The 18,758-nt window shown below is 65.9% G+C and carries 12 protein-coding genes, 1 tRNA gene and 1 pseudogene; 6 read left to right on the top strand and 8 right to left on the bottom strand.

The features are described 5' to 3' along the window. Nucleotides 1-454 precede the first annotated feature (454 nt). The 5 genes and pseudogenes from DT069_RS04755 to DT069_RS04735 form a co-directional block, all read right to left on the bottom strand. Nucleotides 455-1,344, bottom strand: a pseudogene (locus DT069_RS04755) (LysR family transcriptional regulator). 91 nt (nt 1,345-1,435) lie between these two features. After that, a complete protein-coding gene (gene trxB, locus DT069_RS04750; RefSeq protein WP_119459130.1) occupies nt 1,436-2,407 on the bottom strand; it encodes a thioredoxin-disulfide reductase in 972 nt (323 codons plus the stop codon). A 102-nt stretch (nt 2,408-2,509) separates the two neighbouring features. Further along, a complete protein-coding gene (locus DT069_RS04745; RefSeq protein WP_119459129.1) occupies nt 2,510-4,426 on the bottom strand; it encodes a hypothetical protein in 1,917 nt (638 codons plus the stop codon). 15 nt (nt 4,427-4,441) lie between these two features. Then, nucleotides 4,442-5,104: a 2OG-Fe(II) oxygenase family protein gene (locus DT069_RS04740; RefSeq protein ID WP_425450004.1), complete on the bottom strand. Its 663-nt coding sequence runs from the start codon at nt 5,102-5,104 to the stop codon at nt 4,442-4,444. A gap of 66 nt (nt 5,105-5,170) precedes the next feature. Continuing rightward, nucleotides 5,171-6,157 (bottom strand): mitochondrial fission ELM1 family protein, encoded by a 987-nt coding sequence (locus DT069_RS04735; protein ID WP_425450003.1) that lies wholly within the window; start codon nt 6,155-6,157, stop codon nt 5,171-5,173. Between the two features lie 89 nt (nt 6,158-6,246). Here DT069_RS04735 and DT069_RS04730 point away from each other — a divergent pair, with 89 nt between their 5' ends. Beyond that, complete coding sequence (locus tag DT069_RS04730) at nt 6,247-6,753, top strand: Lrp/AsnC family transcriptional regulator (protein WP_119459128.1); 507 nt, start codon at nt 6,247-6,249, stop codon at nt 6,751-6,753. 88 nt (nt 6,754-6,841) lie between these two features. Here DT069_RS04730 and greA read toward each other — a convergent pair whose 3' ends face one another. The 3 genes from greA to carA form a co-directional block, all read right to left on the bottom strand. After that, nucleotides 6,842-7,315: a transcription elongation factor GreA gene (gene greA / locus DT069_RS04725; protein WP_119459127.1), complete on the bottom strand. Its 474-nt coding sequence runs from the start codon at nt 7,313-7,315 to the stop codon at nt 6,842-6,844. 98 nt (nt 7,316-7,413) lie between these two features. Then, nucleotides 7,414-10,671 carry a carbamoyl-phosphate synthase large subunit gene (gene carB, locus DT069_RS04720; protein ID WP_119459126.1) on the bottom strand — a complete coding sequence of 1,086 codons (3,258 nt, stop codon included), beginning with the start codon at nt 10,669-10,671 and terminating at the stop codon, nt 7,414-7,416. A gap of 108 nt (nt 10,672-10,779) precedes the next feature. Continuing rightward, nucleotides 10,780-11,991, bottom strand: a complete 1,212-nt coding sequence (gene carA, locus DT069_RS04715; protein ID WP_119459125.1) for a glutamine-hydrolyzing carbamoyl-phosphate synthase small subunit — start codon at nt 11,989-11,991, stop codon at nt 10,780-10,782. 239 nt (nt 11,992-12,230) lie between these two features. Here carA and DT069_RS04710 point away from each other — a divergent pair, with 239 nt between their 5' ends. The 5 genes from DT069_RS04710 (at nt 12,231) to DT069_RS04690 (ending at nt 18,671) form a co-directional block, all read left to right on the top strand. Then, the gene (locus tag DT069_RS04710; protein WP_119459124.1) at nt 12,231-12,686 is read left to right on the top strand and encodes a GatB/YqeY domain-containing protein; all 456 of its coding nucleotides are present in this window, start codon (nt 12,231-12,233) and stop codon (nt 12,684-12,686) included. Nucleotides 12,687-12,799: 113 nt separating this feature from the next. Continuing rightward, nucleotides 12,800-14,665 carry a DNA primase gene (gene dnaG, locus DT069_RS04705; protein WP_119459123.1) on the top strand — a complete coding sequence of 622 codons (1,866 nt, stop codon included), beginning with the start codon at nt 12,800-12,802 and terminating at the stop codon, nt 14,663-14,665. A 101-nt stretch (nt 14,666-14,766) separates the two neighbouring features. After that, a complete protein-coding gene (gene rpoD / locus DT069_RS04700; protein WP_119459122.1) occupies nt 14,767-16,722 on the top strand; it encodes an RNA polymerase sigma factor RpoD in 1,956 nt (651 codons plus the stop codon). Between the two features lie 89 nt (nt 16,723-16,811). Then, nucleotides 16,812-16,887: transfer RNA gene (locus tag DT069_RS04695), tRNA-Ile, on the top strand. Nucleotides 16,888-17,009: 122 nt separating this feature from the next. Next, complete coding sequence (locus DT069_RS04690) at nt 17,010-18,671, top strand: PAS domain-containing protein (RefSeq protein ID WP_119459121.1); 1,662 nt, start codon at nt 17,010-17,012, stop codon at nt 18,669-18,671. Nucleotides 18,672-18,758 lie beyond the last annotated feature (87 nt).

Here is an 18,758-nt window from a genome sequence, read left to right as displayed (position 1 = left end):
AGATTCGCAGCTTTTGTCGCGCTCGGCCTCGCGGCTGTGACCGTGACCGGTTGCGCGATGGAATCGCATACCTGCTACGAAACTGCCGGCCGCGGACGCGGGAACATTCTTGAGCCCACTCCATGTCAGGCGCTCGATGAGCGGTAGCCCGCGTGAAGCCGAGCCTTCAGCACGTGATTTTCCTGAAAAGAAAAAGCCGGGCCACGAGGGCCCGGCAAGTTAACAGGGAGGCTTCACGTCTGGGAGACGTAGGGTCCGAAGACCCTGGTTTCGGGCATCGCGCCCGAACCCGTGTGGTGGCATCGGGGATGACCACCAAAACTTGTGATGTTGCGCTGCAACACTCCCCATAAGATAGTTAAGCCGCGCTCATATACCAGATGGAAATCTACAAAAGAGCCATGCAATTTTTGCATGGCTCGGCGAACCGCCGACGGCCCGCGGCGGCGCTACGCTACATATGGGATTCCGCAACCTTGCGGATCAGGAAATCACGGAATACCTGGATGCGCTTCGACCGGCGCAACTCCTCCGGATAAACGAAATAGGCTTCCACCCGCGGCCCTTCCACATCCGGCAGGATGCGCACCAGATTGCTCGACTCCCGGACCATGAACTCCGGCAATGCGGCAAGACCGATGCCGCCCTGAACGGCCCGGAAGATCGCATAAATGTTGTTGACCGTCAGTACCGGGCGTCGAGGCCGGTCCTTCGACGCCCCCATCCAGAGCAGCCAATTGACGTCGGGGACGGGGGGCGTGTTTCCTCGCCATAGACGATGATCTTGTGGTCGTCGAGGTCCTCGGCGGTCTGCGGCATACCGTGCTTCTTGATGTAGCTGGGCGCGGCGAAGATATGCATATGGACGGTCAGCAGGTGCCGCTGGATCAGCTCCGGCTGGCGCGGCGGCGCCATGCGGATCGCCACGTCGGCTTCGCGCATCGACAGGTCGAGCTCGCGGTCCTGCAGCACCAGATCGACCGAGACGTCCGGATAGAGCTCGATGAACTCGCTCATGCGCGGCGTGAGCCAAGTCGAGCCGAGCGCCACCGTGGCAGTAACCTTGAGCTGGCCCTTCGGCCGGTCCTTGCTCTCGGTGAGTTGCGCCTCGGTCATTGCCAGCTTGGCGAAGATCTCGTGCGCGGTGCGGTACAGGAGCTCGCCCTGCTCGGTGAGAATCAGGCCGCGGGCATGGCGGTGGAACAGCGAGATGTTCAGGCTCTCCTCGAGCGCGCTGATCTGCCGGCTGACCGCCGATTGGCTGAGGTTGAGCGCTTCGCCCGCATGGGTGAAGCTGCCCGCCTCCGCGACGGCATGAAAGATCCTGAGCTTATCCCAGTCCATCCTTGATAGTCGGCGCGGCGCGGGCCCCTATGCCCGATCCGAACCGGCTCCCCTAAGAGGGCCCCCCTGTTGTCGGCTTGTCGGCCGCCATCTACTCGGCGGCCGCCTGCCCTGTCTCCGACTCCTGCGCGGCGAGGAACCGTTCCGCCTCCAGCGCCGCCATGCAGCCCATGCCGGCCGCGGTGATCGCCTGCCGAAACACCTTGTCCTTCACGTCGCCGGCGGCGAAGACTCCCGGCACGGCCGTCGCCGTGCTGTCCGGCGCGGTCACGATATAGCCCTCCTGGTCGATCTCGAGCTGTCCCTTGAAGAGGCTGGTCGCCGGATCGTGGCCGATCGCGACGAACACGCCGTCGACGGGCAACTCGCTATGCTTCCCGGTCCGCAGGTTCTTGAGGCGAACACCGGTGACGCCGGGCGGGTTGTCGGTCCCGAGCACCTCTTCCACCACGTTGTCCCACACCACCTCGATCTTCGGGTTGCGGAACAGCCGGTCCTGCATGATCCGTTCGGCGCGCAGCGTGTCGCGCCGGTGGATCAGCGTCACCTTGGTCGCGTGATTGGTCAGGTAGATCGCCTCCTCGACCGCCGAGTTGCCGCCGCCGACGACGCAGACCTCCTTGCCGCGAAAGAAGAAGCCGTCGCAGGTCGCGCAGGCGGAAACCCCGAAGCCGCGATATTTCTGCTCGCTCTCCAGCCCCAGCCAGCGGGCCTGGGCGCCGGTCGCGATGACCAGCGCGTCGCCGAAATAGATGTCGCCGCTGTCGCCGACGCAGCGGAACGGCCGCTTGCGGAGATCGACCTCGGTGATCACGTCGAAGATCATGCGCGTGCCGACATGCTCCGCCTGCTCGCGCATCTGCTCCATCAGCCACGGGCCCTGGATCACTTCGGCGAAGCCCGGATAGTTCTCGACGTCGGTGGTGATCGTCATCTGCCCCCCAGGCTGCAGCCCTTGGACCAGAACCGGCTCCAGGTTTGCCCGAGCCGCATAGATCGCGGCCGTATAGCCGGCCGCACCCGAGCCGATGATTAGAACTTTACTGTGATGTTCCGCAGCCATGACGATATTTTTCCATTGGAAAGGTTTCCCTGGAAGATAGAGACACTCGCCGTTCTGGACAAGATAAGTGCCGGGGGTAAGTGTTAAGCGCTCTCAGGCCGTTCAGAACCCGAACATATGGTCGAGGCTGAAGGAATCGTCGCCGCGCATTAGGCCATGATAACCGAACAGCCGGCAGGTGGTGTCACGAACGACCGCATAGGCGCCATCGCCGGCCTGGTCCCGCTCCGCCGTCGCGAACATCTCGTCATAACGCCACAGCAGCGAGCCGCTGCAGGGGATCGCGACCTGACGCTCGGCGACCTGCCGGCCCGCGGAATCGAACAGCGCGATCGCGGTCCGGCTGAGCGGGTGCCAGGGCGTGGACGCCGGGTAGATCAGGTGGCAGAAGGTCTCGAACGGTGGCGGCCCGAGGCGCAGGAACAGGCGCGTGCTCAGCCCCGGCGGACGGCCGTGATAGGACTGCGGCTCGCCGCCATAGGTCAGGACCGTGTTGAAGATATGGGCCCCGAAGCTGGTCTCGGCGGCATGGCCGCTCCGTCGGTCCTCATAGCGGAACAGGGCGTGCAGCCAGCCGTCGCCGGCGCCGCCCTCCGCGAAGTCGTAGACCAGCTCGACATGCCCGAAGCCGCCGTCGAGATCGGCTCCCGCGGCCTCCAGCAGCGCGCTGATGTCCAGCGCCACGCTGTCCCGCCGCTGCAGCCGCCCGAGGCGGCGGCGCGCCAGTTCGCGGCCGTCGGCGGCATAAACGATCGCGGCCAGCGGCAGTTCCTCCTGCGCCGTCGTCATCGGCGTCGGCAAGGCCAGGCTGCGCCAGCGCTCGACCGGCAGCAGCGGCGCCGGAAGGATGAACCCCTTGCCGAGCAGATTGGCAAGCTCGGGAAGCTGCGGATCGGGCGCGAGGTCGGTGCGCTCGACATTGACATGCGCGATGCGCCGCCGCTCGCCGGCCGCGACGACCTCATAGCGGGGGCGGACGAAATGCTTGCCGGCCTGAATCTCAATCTGCTGCGGCCAGCGCGCATCGGGCAGCAGCTCGGCGACGTCGACGGCGGCGGTCGCAAAGGGTGCGATTTCCCGCCCAAGTGGGCGGATATCCGAATCGCCCATCAGGTTGAAGCCGACGGCACCGGCCGGAATCGGGCAGGGGTGGCTGTTCTGGAGCCAGAACAGGACGCGCTCGCCGGGCGCCGGCGCCGGCAGCCCGGCATAGAGCGCGGCCGGCCAGGCGTTGGCGTCATGCGTGCAGGACAGCACCGTCTCCGCGTCGCCATAGGTATCGAGTGCGTACTTCACCACATCATGTCCGGCCGCGCCGACGACATGCAGGAAGAGCTGGCCCGTGAAGTCGGGCAGGCCGAACCGGCGCCGGACCTCCTGGCTATCAATGGTGACCGAGCCGACCCCCGTCGGCAGCGGGTCCTGCCACTCCGCCAGCACGCGGCCGCCCTCGTCCAGCAGGCAGGCCCAGAGCGAGACCGCGTCGGCGCCGTATCCGACCCAGTAGTTTGCGGTCGTCAGGCGCGTATGGTGGCCGTTGCCGTCGCGGAAGAAGGCGATGTTGGTCGCGAAGTTCAGAGGATCGAGATACCGCCGGCGATTGGTCAGCAGCGCGTCGGGCAGGCGCATCTCGTCGAGGCTGATGAGATCGGTGCCGGCGGGAATCAGATGCCGGATCTGGTCGATCGGCCGCTGCGCGTCGAAGGCGACGACCAGAAGGCTGTCGAGCCCCTTGAGCGCCGGCAGATCGGTCACCGGCTGCGTGGGCCGGCCGAGTATGGAACGGCCCAAGCCTTCGACATTCTGGACAAAAACCCCGGCGACATCGATCGACGACAGGTCGTAGAACTCGGCGAGGCCCTCGAGCAGCCCCAGCGGGTCGTAGACCGCGACCCGGCCCGCGGCGGCGAGGCGCTGCAGCAGCATATCCGCGCTGCGGGCCGCCAGGGGGTGGGTGACTGCCTTGAAAAAGCTGTTGCCGCCGGTGACGTTACTGAAGGTTTCGATGCGGAGGGCCATGCGGCGAACAACCGGTCAGGAAGAGGGCTTCAGCCGCTTGAACCAAGCGGAGAGGCGGTGCCGCGCCTGTTCCCGGCGCGCCACGCCGGCGTCGCGAACCCAGTTGATCTGGATGCTCCGACGTTCCCCGACGAAGCTCTTGTGGCCGTGGAACGAGTTCTCGCTGCGGCGGAAGGCCAGCAGCGTGCCCGCGTCGGGCGGCACCTCGGCGGCGAAATCCTCCAGGTCGGTCGCCGAACGCAGCAGCCGCAGCCGTCCGCCGTTCGCCTCCCAGGACGAATTCAGATAGACGAGCACGGTGATGATCTTGCTTTCGCTATCGGTGTGAATCTTGCCGTCAGAGGCCCGGCACCGGCCGCGGATGGTCGCGAGCGTGGGGTGGTCGCGAAGATCGACGCCGAACTTCTCGGCCAGGCAGTCGGTCATCGCCGGGCCGCGCAACTCGGCCACGAGTGCGGCGAAGGCCGGACCGAACGCGAGCTTGTCCAACGGGAAGCTGCCAGGCTCCGTGATACGTGGGAAGTCGGCGGTGACGGCCGCCAGCGCCTCGCGCCGGACCAGGTTCGGCACGATCACGAACTCAAAAGGATCGCGGACGAGCTGCGTCGCGCGGAGCGCCTCAAGATCGATGGCGCTGCTGTTGTCTGTCGACAGGGCGGCGGTCGCGGCGTCAGTCAAGGTAGGATCCCGGGCCAGCATAATGGGCGTTGCGGCGAAACTAGGAGCACCGCCGGCAAAGATCAATCATTGCAATTTTCGCGCGGCGCGATGCGCCTCCAGGCGGCGGGCGAGTTCTGCCGCGGCCCGCGCCGTTTCGTCGAGCGGCTGATAGCGCCAGTCGCCGATCGTGCCGGTGAAGGGCCGGGCGGCGCCGACGGCGGAGAGCCGCTCATGAAACCGGCGGAACTTGGCCGAGCCGCCCTCCAGGTCGATGACGTGCACGGGTTTCCCGGTGGAGGCAGCCTCCGACAGCATGTTGATCGAGTCGGCGGTGACCAGGATCGCGTCGGCCAGGGCGAGAAAGCCGAAATAGGGATTGGGGGTCTCGCCCTCCCAGAAGACCGCGGGCAAGCCCCGCAGGTGCCGCCGCAGACGCGCCATCGCGGCCGCTCCGGTACGCCGCGATGCGGAGATCGCGAGACCGCAGCCCTGCCGCCGGACCAAGCCGGCGAGATCCTCGCCCAGGCGTTCGACGAGCTGCTCGCTCATCCGGTAGACCTTGTTCGGCCCGCCCAGAAGGACGGCAACGAGCGGTCGTGGGAGATCGGTCAGCATCGGCTGGAACGCGGACGCTCCCGCGGCGAGGCGGGCCGGGGTGACCCGGGTCAGCGCGCCGAGGGTCGACAGGACCTTGTGGCCCGCGAGCCCGTCATGCTCGGGCGCGATGACAAGGTCGAAGCGCGCCGGATCGACGCCCGGATTCTGGATCTGCGCGAGGAAAATTGCGCCGTCGCTCGCGCGCTTCGCCGCCAGTGCTGGGGCGACGGTCTGCCGTCCGGTCGCGATGATCAGGTCGGGCCAGGGCGGCAGCAGGCGGTCCGCTTTCGGGCTGAGCGCCGTCAGGGGGCCGACCCAGGCCTGTGGCGGCAGCCAGCGCCAGGGCGCCCGCGGCGCGATCCGCTTCACTTCCGGCGACAGTCCGAGCGCCTCGGCCAGGCCAAGGCACTGGCTTTCCATCCCCGCCTTGCCGTCGGTGACGATCCAGGAACGGATGGAGGCAAGGTTTCTCATTGTCGCGAAGTTGTAAGCCGGAACGCAGCTTGGCGCGTCCGGGTCCGTGCAATATAATTTCGCGCAGAGGCGCCGTTCGGAGACAAAAGATGCGACGGGTGAAGCTGGATCGGATCGATCGGCGTATTCTCAGGGATTTGCAGGAGAATGGCCGAATAACGAATGTCGAGCTGGCGAGCCGGGCCGGCATTTCGGCGCCGCCCTGCCTTCGGCGCGTCCGTGCGCTCGAAGAGGCCGGTTATATCCGCGGCTATCACGCCGACATCACGCCCGATGCGCTGGGCTATGGCGTGACCGTCTTTGCCCAGGTCGGGCTGTCGAGCCAGGCGGAAACCGACCTGCGCGCCTTCGAGACGCTGATGGCGAGCTGGCCGCAGGTGCGGGAGTGCCACATGCTCGCGGGCGAGATGGATTTCCTGCTCAAGATCGTCGCCACCGATTGGGATGCCTATCAGCGCTTCCTGACGACCAAGCTGACCGCGGCGCCGAACGTCAGTCATGTGAAATCGGCGCTCGCGATCCGCAGTTCCAAGCTGGAGCCCGGCGTGCCGATCGAGGTCGATGGCTGCGTGCCGGAAGAGGTCGAGGGGCACTAGAGTCAAGAATTTGGTGGCCTGATCGCAACATTTGGGAGCCAAGCGTTGCGATCAGGCCACTGGCACGGGAGCCGGCCATTGGCCGCCTCTATTTGAAGGCAACCTTGACGATCTCGTAGGATTTCGATCCGCCGGGCGTGGAGACTTCCACGCTGTCCTTCACCGTCTTGCCGATCAGCGCACGCGCGAGCGGCGAAGAGATCGAAAGCCGCCGCGCCTTGATGTCGGATTCGTCCTCGCCGACGATCTGGTAGGTGGCCTTCTCCTCGGTGTCCTCATCGACCAGCGTCACCGTCGCGCCGAACATCACCTGCTTGCCGGACAGCTTCGCGACGTCGATAACCTCGGCGCGGGCGATCTTGTCCTCGAGCTCCAGGACTCGGCCCTCGATGAAGCTCTGACGCTCCCGGGCGGCGTGATATTCGGCGTTCTCGGACAAGTCGCCATGCTCGCGCGCCTCTGCAATAGCGCGAATCACGGCGGGTCGCTCGATCGCCTTGAGGTGCTTCAATTCTTCTTCGAGGCGGGAATACCCCTCCGCCGTCATGGGGATCTTCGACATGTTGCGCCAACCAAAGACAAAAGGCCTGACTCGTCGCCGTCATTCGGGGCGGAGCTCTGATAGGAGCCTCGATGACAGCGGCCCGGTCAGGTCAAATGTTAAAACGACGCCTTAAAGTACGACTGGAGCGGGGCGACTTCAAGGTCGCCGCTTGCCAGAGCCGCAATCGCCTCGATCGCGGCGCGAGCGCCGGCCACGGTGGTGTAGTAGGGAATGTTGCCGAGTAGCGCCGCCTGGCGCAGGCTGAAGCTGTCGGCGATCGCCTGGGCCCCCTCGGTGGTGTTGAAGACGAGTTGCACTTCGCCGTTCTTCATGGCGTCGACGATGTGCGGCCGTCCCTCAAGCACCTTGTTGATAGGGCTGACCGGCAGGCCCTGCGACTCCAGATAGGCGGCCGTGCCGCTCGTCGCGATCAGACGAAAGCCCATCGCGACCAGACGCCGGCTCGGCGCGACCATGGCCGGCTTGTCCTTCTCCTTGACCGAGATGAAGACGGTGCCCGACAGCGGAAGCCCGCTCCCGGACCCGAGCTGGGACTTGGCGAAGGCGCGAGCGAAGTCGCGATCGATCCCCATGACCTCGCCGGTCGATTTCATTTCCGGCCCGAGAATAATGTCGACGCCCGGGAAGCGGGCGAAGGGGAAGACCGCTTCCTTGACGGCAATATGACCGCCATGTCCCCGATTGTTGCCTTGGGCGTCCAGCCGGAAAGCGGCGACTTTCTCTCCGGCCATGATCCGCGCGGCGATCTTTGCGATCGGCACGCCCGTCGCCTTGGCGACGAACGGCACTGTCCGGCTGGCGCGCGGATTGACCTCCAGGACGTAGATGTCGTCGCCCTTCACCGCGAACTGCGTGTTCATCAGGCCGATGACGTTCAGTCCCTTCGCCAGCACCGCGGCCTGACGCTCGATCTCGGCCACCAGATTGGCGGACAGGGTGTAGGGCGGCAGCGAGCAGGCGGAATCGCCGGAATGGATTCCCGCCTCCTCGATATGCTCCATGATGCCGGCGACATAGACCGTCTCGCCATCGGCGACTGCGTCGACATCGACCTCGATCGCGTCCTGCAGGTAGGAGTCTATCAGAACCGGGCTCTTGCCGGAGACCTTGACGGCGCTCGTCATGTAGCGCAGCAGCGCCGCGTCGTCATGGACGATCTCCATCGCCCGTCCGCCCAGCACGTAGGACGGCCGGATCACCACGGGATAGCCGATCTCGGCGGCCACGGCCTTCGCCTCCTCGATCGAGCGGGCGATGCCGTTGGCCGGCTGGCGGAGCTCGAGTTCGGCGAGCAGCGCCTGGAACCGCGCCCGGTCCTCGGCCAGATCGATCGCATCGGGCGAGGTGCCGAGGATCGGAATCGCCGCCGCTTCCAGCGCCGCCGCGAGCTTCAGCGGTGTCTGCCCGCCGAACTGGACGATCACGCCCAGCAACTGCCCGCGCCGCTGCTCGACCCGCGCCAGTTCGACGACGTCCTCGGCGGTCAGTGGCTCGAAATAAAGGCGGTCGGACGTGTCGTAGTCGGTCGACACCGTCTCCGGGTTGCAGTTGACCATGATCGTCTCGTAGCCGGCCTCCTTCAGCGCATAGGCGGCGTGGACGCAGCAATAGTCGAACTCGATTCCCTGGCCGATCCGGTTCGGACCGCCGCCGAGAATGATCACCTTGCGGCGGTCGCTGGGGTCGGCCTCGCATTCGGGGGGCATGAGCCCGTCGCCCTCGTAGCAGGAATACATGTAAGGCGTCAGCGAGGCGAACTCGGCGGCACAGGTGTCGATGCGCTTATAGACGGGATGGATGCCGGCGTGCGCGCGCGTCGCGGCGACATCGGCCTCGTCGCGGCCGGTCAGCTCGGCCAGCCGGGCGTCGGAGAAGCCGAGCTTCTTCAGACGCAGCAGCGCCTCGGGCTCGCGCGGCAGCCCCTCGGCCCGCAGCGTCGCCTCGACATCGATGATCCGCTTGATCTGCTGGAGGAACCAGAGGTCGTACTTGCAGACCGCCCGAACCTCCTCCACCGACATGCCGAGGCGCAGCGCCTGCGCGATCACCAGCAGCCGGTCGGGGGTCGGGCGCGCCAGCGCGGCGCGGATCGCATTCGGGTCGGTGCCGCCGGGGATCTCCACCTCGTTGAAGCCGGTCAGCCCGGTCTCCATCGAGCGCAGGGCCTTCTGCACCGACTCGGCGAAGGAGCGGCCGATCGCCATCGCCTCGCCGACCGACTTCATTGCGGTGGTGAGTAGAGCCTCGGTGCCCGGGAACTTCTCGAAGGCGAAGCGCGGCATCTTGGTGACGATATAGTCGATGGTCGGCTCGAAGGAGGCCGGTGTCACCCGGGTGATGTCGTTCGACAGCTCGTCGAGCGTGTAGCCGACGGCGAGCTTCGCGGCGACCTTGGCGATCGGGAAGCCGGTCGCCTTGGAGGCCAGCGCCGATGAGCGCGAGACGCGCGGGTTCATCTCGATCACCACCAGGCGCCCGTCGGCGGGGTTGACGGCGAACTGCACGTTCGAGCCGCCGGTATCGACGCCGATCTCGCGCAGCACCGCGATCGAGGCGTTGCGCATCAGCTGATATTCCTTGTCGGTGAGCGTCAGCGCCGGCGCGACGGTGATGCTGTCGCCGGTATGGACGCCCATCGGATCGACGTTCTCGATGGAGCAGACGATGATGCAGTTGTCGGCGCGATCGCGCACGACCTCCATCTCGTACTCCTTCCAGCCGAGCACCGACTCCTCGATCAGGACTTGGCCGACCGGCGAGGCGCGCAGGCCGCCCTGGACGATCTGGTCGAACTCGTCGCGATTGTAGGCGATGCCGCCGCCGGTGCCGCCGAGCGTGAAGGAGGGGCGGATGATCGCCGGCAGGCCGATCTCGGCGAGCGCCGCGACCGCTTCGTCGAAAGATTTCACCAGCAGGCTTCGCGGGCTCTCGAGGCCGATACGGTCCATCGCCTCGCGGAACAACTGACGGTCCTCGGCCGTATCGATCGCCCGCGCGTTGGCGCCGATCAGCTCGACACCCAACTCTTCCAGCTTGCCCGACTTGGCGAGTGCCAGCGCGGTATTGAGCGCGGTCTGGCCGCCCATCGTCGGAAGGAGGGCCTGCGGCCGCTCCTTCTCCAGGATCCGGGCGACGATCTCGGGCGTGATGGGCTCGATATAGGTGGCGTCCGCCAGGTTCGGATCGGTCATGATCGTCGCCGGGTTGGAATTCACCAGCACGACCCGATAGCCTTCCTGCTTCAGCGCCTTGCAGGCCTGCACGCCGGAATAGTCGAACTCGCAGGCCTGGCCGATCACGATCGGCCCGGCGCCGATGATCATGATGGATTGGATATCGGTGCGTTTAGGCATGGGCGGACTCGTGAATAGGGCGGCCACGCAGGGCCGCCCCTACGAACGACAGTGTCTGGTCGGCCGCATGTGGCGGCCCTTTCATCGGTGAATGGCGCAAATTATCCGTCATTTATCCATCATCGCGACGAACCGCTCGAACAGGTAGTGGCTGTCTTGCGGGCCGGGGGAGGCTTCGGGGTGGTATTGGACCGAGAAGACCGACTTGCCCTCGACCTTAAGGCCTTCGAGGCTGCCGTCGAACAGCGAGACATGGGTCGTCGTTACCTCCGGCGGCAGTGAGTCCGGGACCACGACAAAGCCGTGATTCTGGCTCGTGATCTCGACCCGGCCGGTCGCCAGATCCTTGACCGGATGGTTGGCGCCGCGATGGCCCTGATGCATCTTCTCGGTGCGGCCGCCCAGCGCCAGCGCCAGCATCTGGTGGCCGAGGCAGATACCGAAGACCGGCAGGCCGGTTTCCAGCAGGTCATGGATCACCGGCACCGCATAGTCGCCGGTGGCGGCGGGGTCGCCAGGACCGTTCGACAGGAAGACGCCGTCGGGCTTGTGGCGGAGGATGTCCTCGGCCGTCGCCGTCGCCGGCACCACCGTCACCCGGCAGCCGGCGCTGGCGAGGCAGCGCAGGATGTTGCGCTTGGCGCCGTAATCGACAGCGACGACATGGCGCTTCGGGGCGTCCAGCCGGCCATAGCCGGAGCCCAGCGCCCAACCGGTTTCGTCCCAGCGATAGGTCTGCCGGCAACTCACCTCTCCGGCGAGGTCCATGCCTTCGAGGCCGGGCCATCCGGCGGCCTCGGCAGCGAGGGCGTCGAAATCGAGGTTTCCATCCGGCGCATGGCCGAGTGCGCCGTTGGGCGCGCCGCCGTCGCGGATGCGTCGGGTCAGCCGCCGCGTGTCGATGCCGCTGATCCCAATCAGGCCATGGGACTTCAGCCAGGCGTCGAGATGCTGCGTCGCCCGCCAGTTCGACGGATCGGTGATGTCGGCGCTGATCACGCAGCCGCGCGCCGCCGGCGTCATCGTCTCGATATCCTCGAGGTTGGCGCCGACATTGCCGATATGCGGGAAGGTGAAGGTGATGATCTGACCGGCATAGGAGGGATCGGTGAGGATCTCCTGATAGCCGGTCAGCGCGGTGTTGAAACAGACTTCGCCGACGGTGGTCCCGACGGCGCCGAGGCCGCGGCCACAAAAGACGCTGCCGTCCGCCAGCACCAGGGCGGCGGTCACGCCGGCGCTGCGCGCCCGCGTGCGATCGTCGGCCGACAGACGCGCCGCAGCGTGCGTCGGCGCGGCGGTGGGCCCTCTGTCACTCATTGGCGTTAACCCTTTGATTGTGCGGGCGAAGGCGAGCCGCACCGCGAGGCGCGGGTTCCTTCAGCTGCTTCGACCGGGCAAATTGCCGGCTAGATAAGCCTATAGAGACCGTGCGTCAAGTCCGAAGGCCGGAAAAAATTTCATGAATTTCAATCTCTTATCAAAATAGCTCGAATTTGCCATGAAGGGTGAAATCCTGTAACGTCACCGGCTTCTTCCACGACAACAGGGGCCGAGCCATGCTGCGCGCCCGCCTCAACGACGCGTTGAAAGCGGCCATGAAGGCCAAGGATCAGCGGTCGACATCGACGCTTCGCCTGATCCTCGCCGCCCTCAAGGATCGGGATATCGCGGCCCGCAGCCGGGGCAACACCGAAGGCATCGGCGATGACGAGATCATCGACATGATGCAGAAGATGATCCGGCAGCGGCGCGACAGCATCACCCTCTACGAGCAGGGCGGCCGAACCGAGCTGGCGCAGCAGGAATCCGAGGAGATCGACATAATCCAGGGTTTTCTGCCGCAGCAGATGGACATGGCGGAGAGTCAAGCGGCCGTCGACCAGGCGATCGCCGATGTCGGCGCCGCCAGCATCAAGGACATGGGGCGCGTCATGGCGTCGCTGAAAGAGCGCTACGCCGGACGCATGGACTTCGCCAAGGCGGGGACGCTGGTAAAGCAGAAACTCGGCTAGGGTTTGTATTTTATAAGTAACAGTACGGCTTAACCTGCACGGCATCCGTCGATATAGTCCCATCGCGGATGCGGTCGGCCGGCACATTCGCCGGCGAACTCGGATGATGGCCGATGGCGTTCTCGCCGCAGTTTCTCGAAGAGCTTCGCAATCGCCTGTCGATCGCCGACGTGATCGGGCGCAAGCTGCGGCTGCAGAAGCGCGGGCGCGAATATCACGCGCTCTGCCCCTTCCATAACGAGAAAACACCGTCCTTCACGATCAGCGAGGAGAAGGGCTTCTTTCACTGCTTCGGCTGCGGCGCGCATGGCGACGTGGTCGGTTTTGTCATGCGCAACGAAGGGCTGTCCTTTCCGGAGGCGGTCGAGAAGCTGGCGCAGGAGGCGGGGTTGCCGGTGCCGGTCAGCGCGCCGGAGGATCGGCAGCGCGCCCAGCGTCAGACATCCGGGCTGGCCGTGCTGGAGGCGGCGGCGGCCTGGTATGAGGAGCGGCTTCGATCGGCCGCCGGGCGCTCGGCCCTCGATTATCTGAAGGGGCGCGGGCTCGAGGAGACGACGATCGCCCGCTTTCGGCTCGGCTATGCGCCGGACTCCCGGGGTGCGCTGAAGTTAGCGCTGACCGGGGCTGGCTTCCCGGAGGCGCTGCTGGTCGAGGCCGGGTTGCTGATCCAGCCGGATAATGCCAATGGGAGGGGTGGCGCGCCCTATGACCGGTTCCGTGGCCGGGTCATGTTCCCGATCACCGACCGGCGTGGGCGGGTGATCGCCTTCGGCGGCCGGATTCTGGGCGACGGAGAGCCCAAATATCTCAATTCGCCGGAGACACCGCTGTTCCATAAGGGGCGGACCCTCTATGGCCTGGCCCAGGCGCTGAAGGCGGCGCGCGAGAAAGATGAGATCATCGTCGCCGAAGGCTATATGGACGTGATCGCCCTGGCGCAGGCGGGCTTTGCCCAGTCGGTCGCGCCGCTCGGCACGGCGCTCACCGAGGAGCAGATGGTCGAGCTCTGGCGGCTGGCGCCCGAACCGGTGCTCTGCTTCGACGGCGATGCCGCGGGCGAGCGCGCTGCCGCCCGGGCGGCCGATCGCGCGCTGCCGCTGCTGAAGCCGGGCCAGTCCCTTCGGTTCGCCCTGCTGCCGCCGGGCGAGGACCCCGACAGCCTGGTGCGCGAGCAAGGGGGAGCGGCGCTGCGCGAGGTGATCGATCGGGCGCGACCGCTGGTCGCCGTCCTCTGGCAGATGGAGGCGACGGGGCACAGGCTCGACACGCCGGAGCGCCGCGCCGGCTTCCGCGAGCGTCTGCGCGAGCGCCTGCACCGCATCGCCGACCGCACCGTCTATCAAGACTATCGGATCGAGATGGATCGGCGTCTCGACGCCGAATTCGGCAATGGCAGGTATTCCGGAGGTTCCCCGGCGGGAGGTTTCCCTGGCCGATCCGGATGGGCGCGCGGATCGAAGCTGCTGCCGGGACAACGCACGTCCGCGGGCGGCGAAGCGGCGCGGCGCGGCATGCCTGACCCGTCCCGGCTCCAGCAGGAGATCGCCCTTGCGGTGGCGATCAATCATCCCGATCTGCTTGCCCAGCATGCCGAGGAGCTGGCGCAGACCGTTTTCCCGACGGGCAAGCTCGATCAGCTCCGCCAGGCCCTCGTCGATGCGGTTGCGCTGCATCCGGAACTTGACTCGCAAATGCTAAGGCACTACCTGTCGCAGCAGGGACTTTCCGGGGTTCTGGATGCTCTTTTGCACAGGACCAAAGACAAGCGATTTACCCTCCCTGACGCCCCTCCGGAGCAAGCCAGCGAGGGTTTTTTGCATATCTTAGCCTTGATGCGCGAGCGGGAGGCGCGGCGGGAAACCGACGCCGCGGCACGGCGTCTCGCCGAAGACATGACGGACGAGGCCTTGGCCCAATTCGAGGCGAAGCAGCGGGTGAGCTTGGAAGGTGAGAGCAGGCGGCGAGACCTTGATCGTTAGGAGTCGTCACCCGGGCGATTTTTAACGGCTGGCTTCACGCAGGCTTGTAACCGGCTGGCTTATTTTTATTTTGAAGGACATGGACTTGAGGCAGGTGCTGAATGGCGGCCAAGGCTTCTAGCAAAGCGGAAGCGGTTGAAACCCGCGACGAGAACGTCGACGGCCCCCTGATGGACGGGGTGACCGCGGCTGTCAAGAAGATGCTCGCGCGCAGCAAGGAGCGGGGCTACGTCACCTATGACGAGCTCAACGCCGTGCTGCCGCAGGACCAGATGTCCTCGGAGCAGATCGAGGACACGATGTCGCTCCTGAACGAGATGGGCATCAACGTCGTCGACAGCGAGGAGCAGGAAGAAGCGCCGGCGGCCGCGTCCGAGGAGGATGGCGAGTCCGAAAGCCGCGCCGCGGGCAATCTGGACGACGAAGATATCGGCCGCACCGACGATCCGGTTCGCATGTATCTGCGCGAGATGGGCAGCGTCGAGCTGCTGTCGCGTGAGGGCGAGATCGCGATCGCGAAGCGCATCGAGGCCGGCCGCGACATGATGATCGGCGGCATCGGCGAGAATCCGCTGACTTATCGCGCGATTATCGAGTGGCGCGACAAGCTGATCGCTGGCGAGATGCTGCTGCGCGACATTATCGATCTCGACGCCACTTATGGCGGCGGCAGTCCGGAACCGGCCGGTGCCGAGGCCGGGGCCGAGAACGGTGAGGAAGAGGCCGGCGCCGCCGAGGAAACCGTCAGCGACGAAGGCGACGAGGAGGATGAGGAGGGCGAGGAGAACAACATCTCTCTCGCGGCGATGGAGCAGGAGTTGCTGCCGTCGGTCCTTGAGACCTTCGACGAGGTGGCGAAGACCTTCAAGCAGTTCGAGCGCCTGCAGCAGAAGCGGCTGGAGGCGCTGCAGGGCGGCGAGGCGGTATCGCCCCAGACGGAGCGACGCTATCAGAAGGTCCAGGCTCAGCTGTCGGATCTGATGCGCACCGTGCGCCTTCACAATAATCGGATCGAGGCGCTGGTCGATCAGGTCTATGGCCTGAACCGTCGGATGATGACGATGGAGGGCAGCCTGATGCGGCTGTGCCTGCGCTGCGGCGTCAAGCGCGAGGACTTTCTGGAGCGATACTACGGCAGCGAACTCGACCCGAAATGGCTGCAGCGGGTCGGTCGGCTCTCGGGCAAGGGATGGAAGAACTTCGCCGCGAACCATCGTGACGAGGTGAAGGAGATCCGCGGCGGCATCGCCGAGGTCTCCGGGATCGTCGGCCTGCCGATCGCCGATTTCCGCCGGATCGTGAACACCATCCAGAAGGGCGAGCGCGAAGCCAGCCGGGCGAAGAAGGAGATGGTCGAGGCGAACCTCCGGCTCGTCATCTCGATCGCCAAGAAATATACCAACCGCGGCCTGCAGTTCCTCGACCTGATCCAGGAAGGCAATATCGGCCTGATGAAGGCGGTCGACAAGTTCGAGTACCGCCGCGGCTACAAGTTCTCGACCTATGCCACCTGGTGGATTCGCCAGGCGATCACCCGCTCGATCGCCGACCAGGCGCGGACCATCCGCATTCCGGTTCATATGATCGAGACGATCAACAAGCTGGTCCGCACCTCGCGCCAGATGCTGCACGAGATCGGCCGCGAGCCGACGCCGGAGGAACTGGCGGAGAAGCTGATCATGCCGCTGGAGAAGGTGCGGAAGGTCCTGAAGATCGCCAAGGAGCCGATCAGCCTGGAGACGCCGATCGGCGACGAGGAGGACAGCCATCTCGGCGACTTCATCGAGGACAAGAACGCGGTGCTGCCACTCGACGCGGCGATCCACGCGAACCTGCGCGAGACGACGACCCGGGTGCTGGCCAGCCTGACGCCCCGCGAGGAGCGCGTGCTGCGCATGCGCTTCGGCATCGGCATGAACACCGACCACACGCTGGAGGAAGTCGGCCAGCAGTTCTCGGTGACCCGCGAGCGCATCCGCCAGATCGAGGCCAAGGCGCTGCGCAAGCTGAAGCATCCGAGCCGGTCGCGCAAGCTGCGCAGCTTCCTCGATACCTGACCTCGACTCCCGACGAAAACGCGCCAAATTTCAGCGATCGGCTCGCCTCTGTCGCCGGTCGCTGAAATCTGCTATGTGACCGCGGGAGGGGGCCCGTAGTTCAGTGGTCAGAACGCGCCGCTCATAACGGTGTTGTCGCAGGTTCGAGTCCTGCCGGGCCCACCACTTTATTTCCGAATTTTAAGATTCTTTGTGCGTATCCTGCGGACTAATCGGTATGACCGGTTCGGATCGGAGGAACGCTGAGCCGGCTGGTACCGTGGAACGGTTCCCTGAGCGACTGTCGGTTGGCCGTCCAGAGCGACTATTCGCTGCGGGACCGGCCGATTCGGCGGGGCTCGCTCGGCGATGAGTACCCAGATCTTCATTCGGTGATGCTCGTGGCCCCTTCCGATCAGCTGTCGAACGAGAGCGAGCGCCGCGACGCGGAACGGCTGCGATTCGCGCTCGAGGCCGCGAACGAAGGGCTCTGGGACTGGGACATTCCCGGCGGGTCGATGTATCTGAGCCCACGCTACGAGGCGATCCTCGGCTACGCGACGGGCGAGCGCGACCCCAGCTACGACGCCTGGGAGAGGGATCTGCATCCCGATGACCACGACCGCATCCTCGGGCTGCTCACGGACGTCGTCGAGGGGCGGGAGCCGAACTTCGTTGCGGAGTATCGCATACGTACGAAGGCCGGCGCCTGGGTCTGGGTCTCCGCCCGCGGCAAGGTGGTGGCCTGGATTCGTTCGGGGAAGGCGGCACGCGCGGTGGGGACGCTCACCGACATCACCGAGCGCAAGCAGACCGAGCAAGCGCTCCGCGAGCGCGAAGAGCAGCTGCGTCTCGCGCTCCGCAGCGCCGAGGCGGGCGCCTGGGTCCTGGACATCGCCGAGGACCGCCTCGTGTGGTCGGAGGAGATGTACCGGATCTATGGCGTCGATCCGCAGCGGGAGAAGCCATCGAGCGAGATCTGGCTTGCCCGGCTCCACCCCGAGGATCGGCCGCGAGTCGAAGCGGTGTCCGACGAGATTCTCGGTCGCGTCCAACGGGAATACCAGGTGGAGTTCCGGATCGTGCATCCGCAGACCGGGACGCGCTGGATCCTTGCCCGTGGCCAGGTGGAGCATGGCGACGACGGCCAGCCGGTCCGAATATCCGGCATCACTGTCGACAACACCGAGCGCAAGCTGGCGGAGATCGCGCTCGAGGAGGCCAAGCTTCAGGCCGAAACGGCCAATCGGAGCAAGTCCGAGTTTCTCGCCACCATGAGCCATGAGTTGCGGACACCGTTGAATGCAATCATCGGGTTCGCGGAGCTGATCAAGAGCGAGATGTTCGGCCCGGTCGGCGCCGCCTGCTATCGCGCCTATGCGGGCGACATACACACCAGCGGCGAGCATCTTCTGGAACTCATCAATGAGATCCTCGACCTGTCCAAGATCGAGGCGGGCCGCGTCATCCTCTCGCCGGAGCCGGTCGACCTCGGGCGGCTGGGGGAGAGCTGCCTCGCCCTGGTACGGCCTCGGGCCAACGAAGGCCGCTTGAGGCTTGCGGCGGAGATTCCGCACGATGTCCCGGCGGTCTGGGCGGACGAGCTTCGGCTCAAGCAGATTCTCCTCAACCTGCTGTCGAACGCGGTCAAGTTCACGCCGGCGGGGGGGGATGTGCGAATCGGTGCGCGCCGGGTGGGCAATCTTGTTGCGGTCACGGTGATGGACACGGGCATCGGCATGCGCCCGGACGAGATCGCCGTGGCGCTCGAACCGTTCCGGCAACTCGAAAGCGCGCTGTCCCGACGCTATGAGGGAACCGGGCTCGGCCTGCCGCTCGCAAAGCGGCTGACCGAGGTGCTCGGCGGTCAGCTCGCGATCGACAGTGTTGCGGGCGCGGGGACGATAGTGACCGTTACGCTGCCCAGTGCGGTCGGGCCCAATGCGGCCGCTCCGACCCGAATGCCGTAACGGACGGTTCGCAGGTCTTCGTTCTCTTTTCGTTGCGGCGGCGGCGCGCTTTAGGCTACAAGAGCGCGCCCTTTCCCCAGACCGACA

It is taken from the genome of Virgifigura deserti (assembly GCA_003576685.1).
GTDB classification, from domain to species: Bacteria; Pseudomonadota; Alphaproteobacteria; order Dongiales; family Dongiaceae; genus Virgifigura; species Virgifigura deserti.
This window is presented reverse-complemented; position numbering and strand designations above follow the sequence as displayed.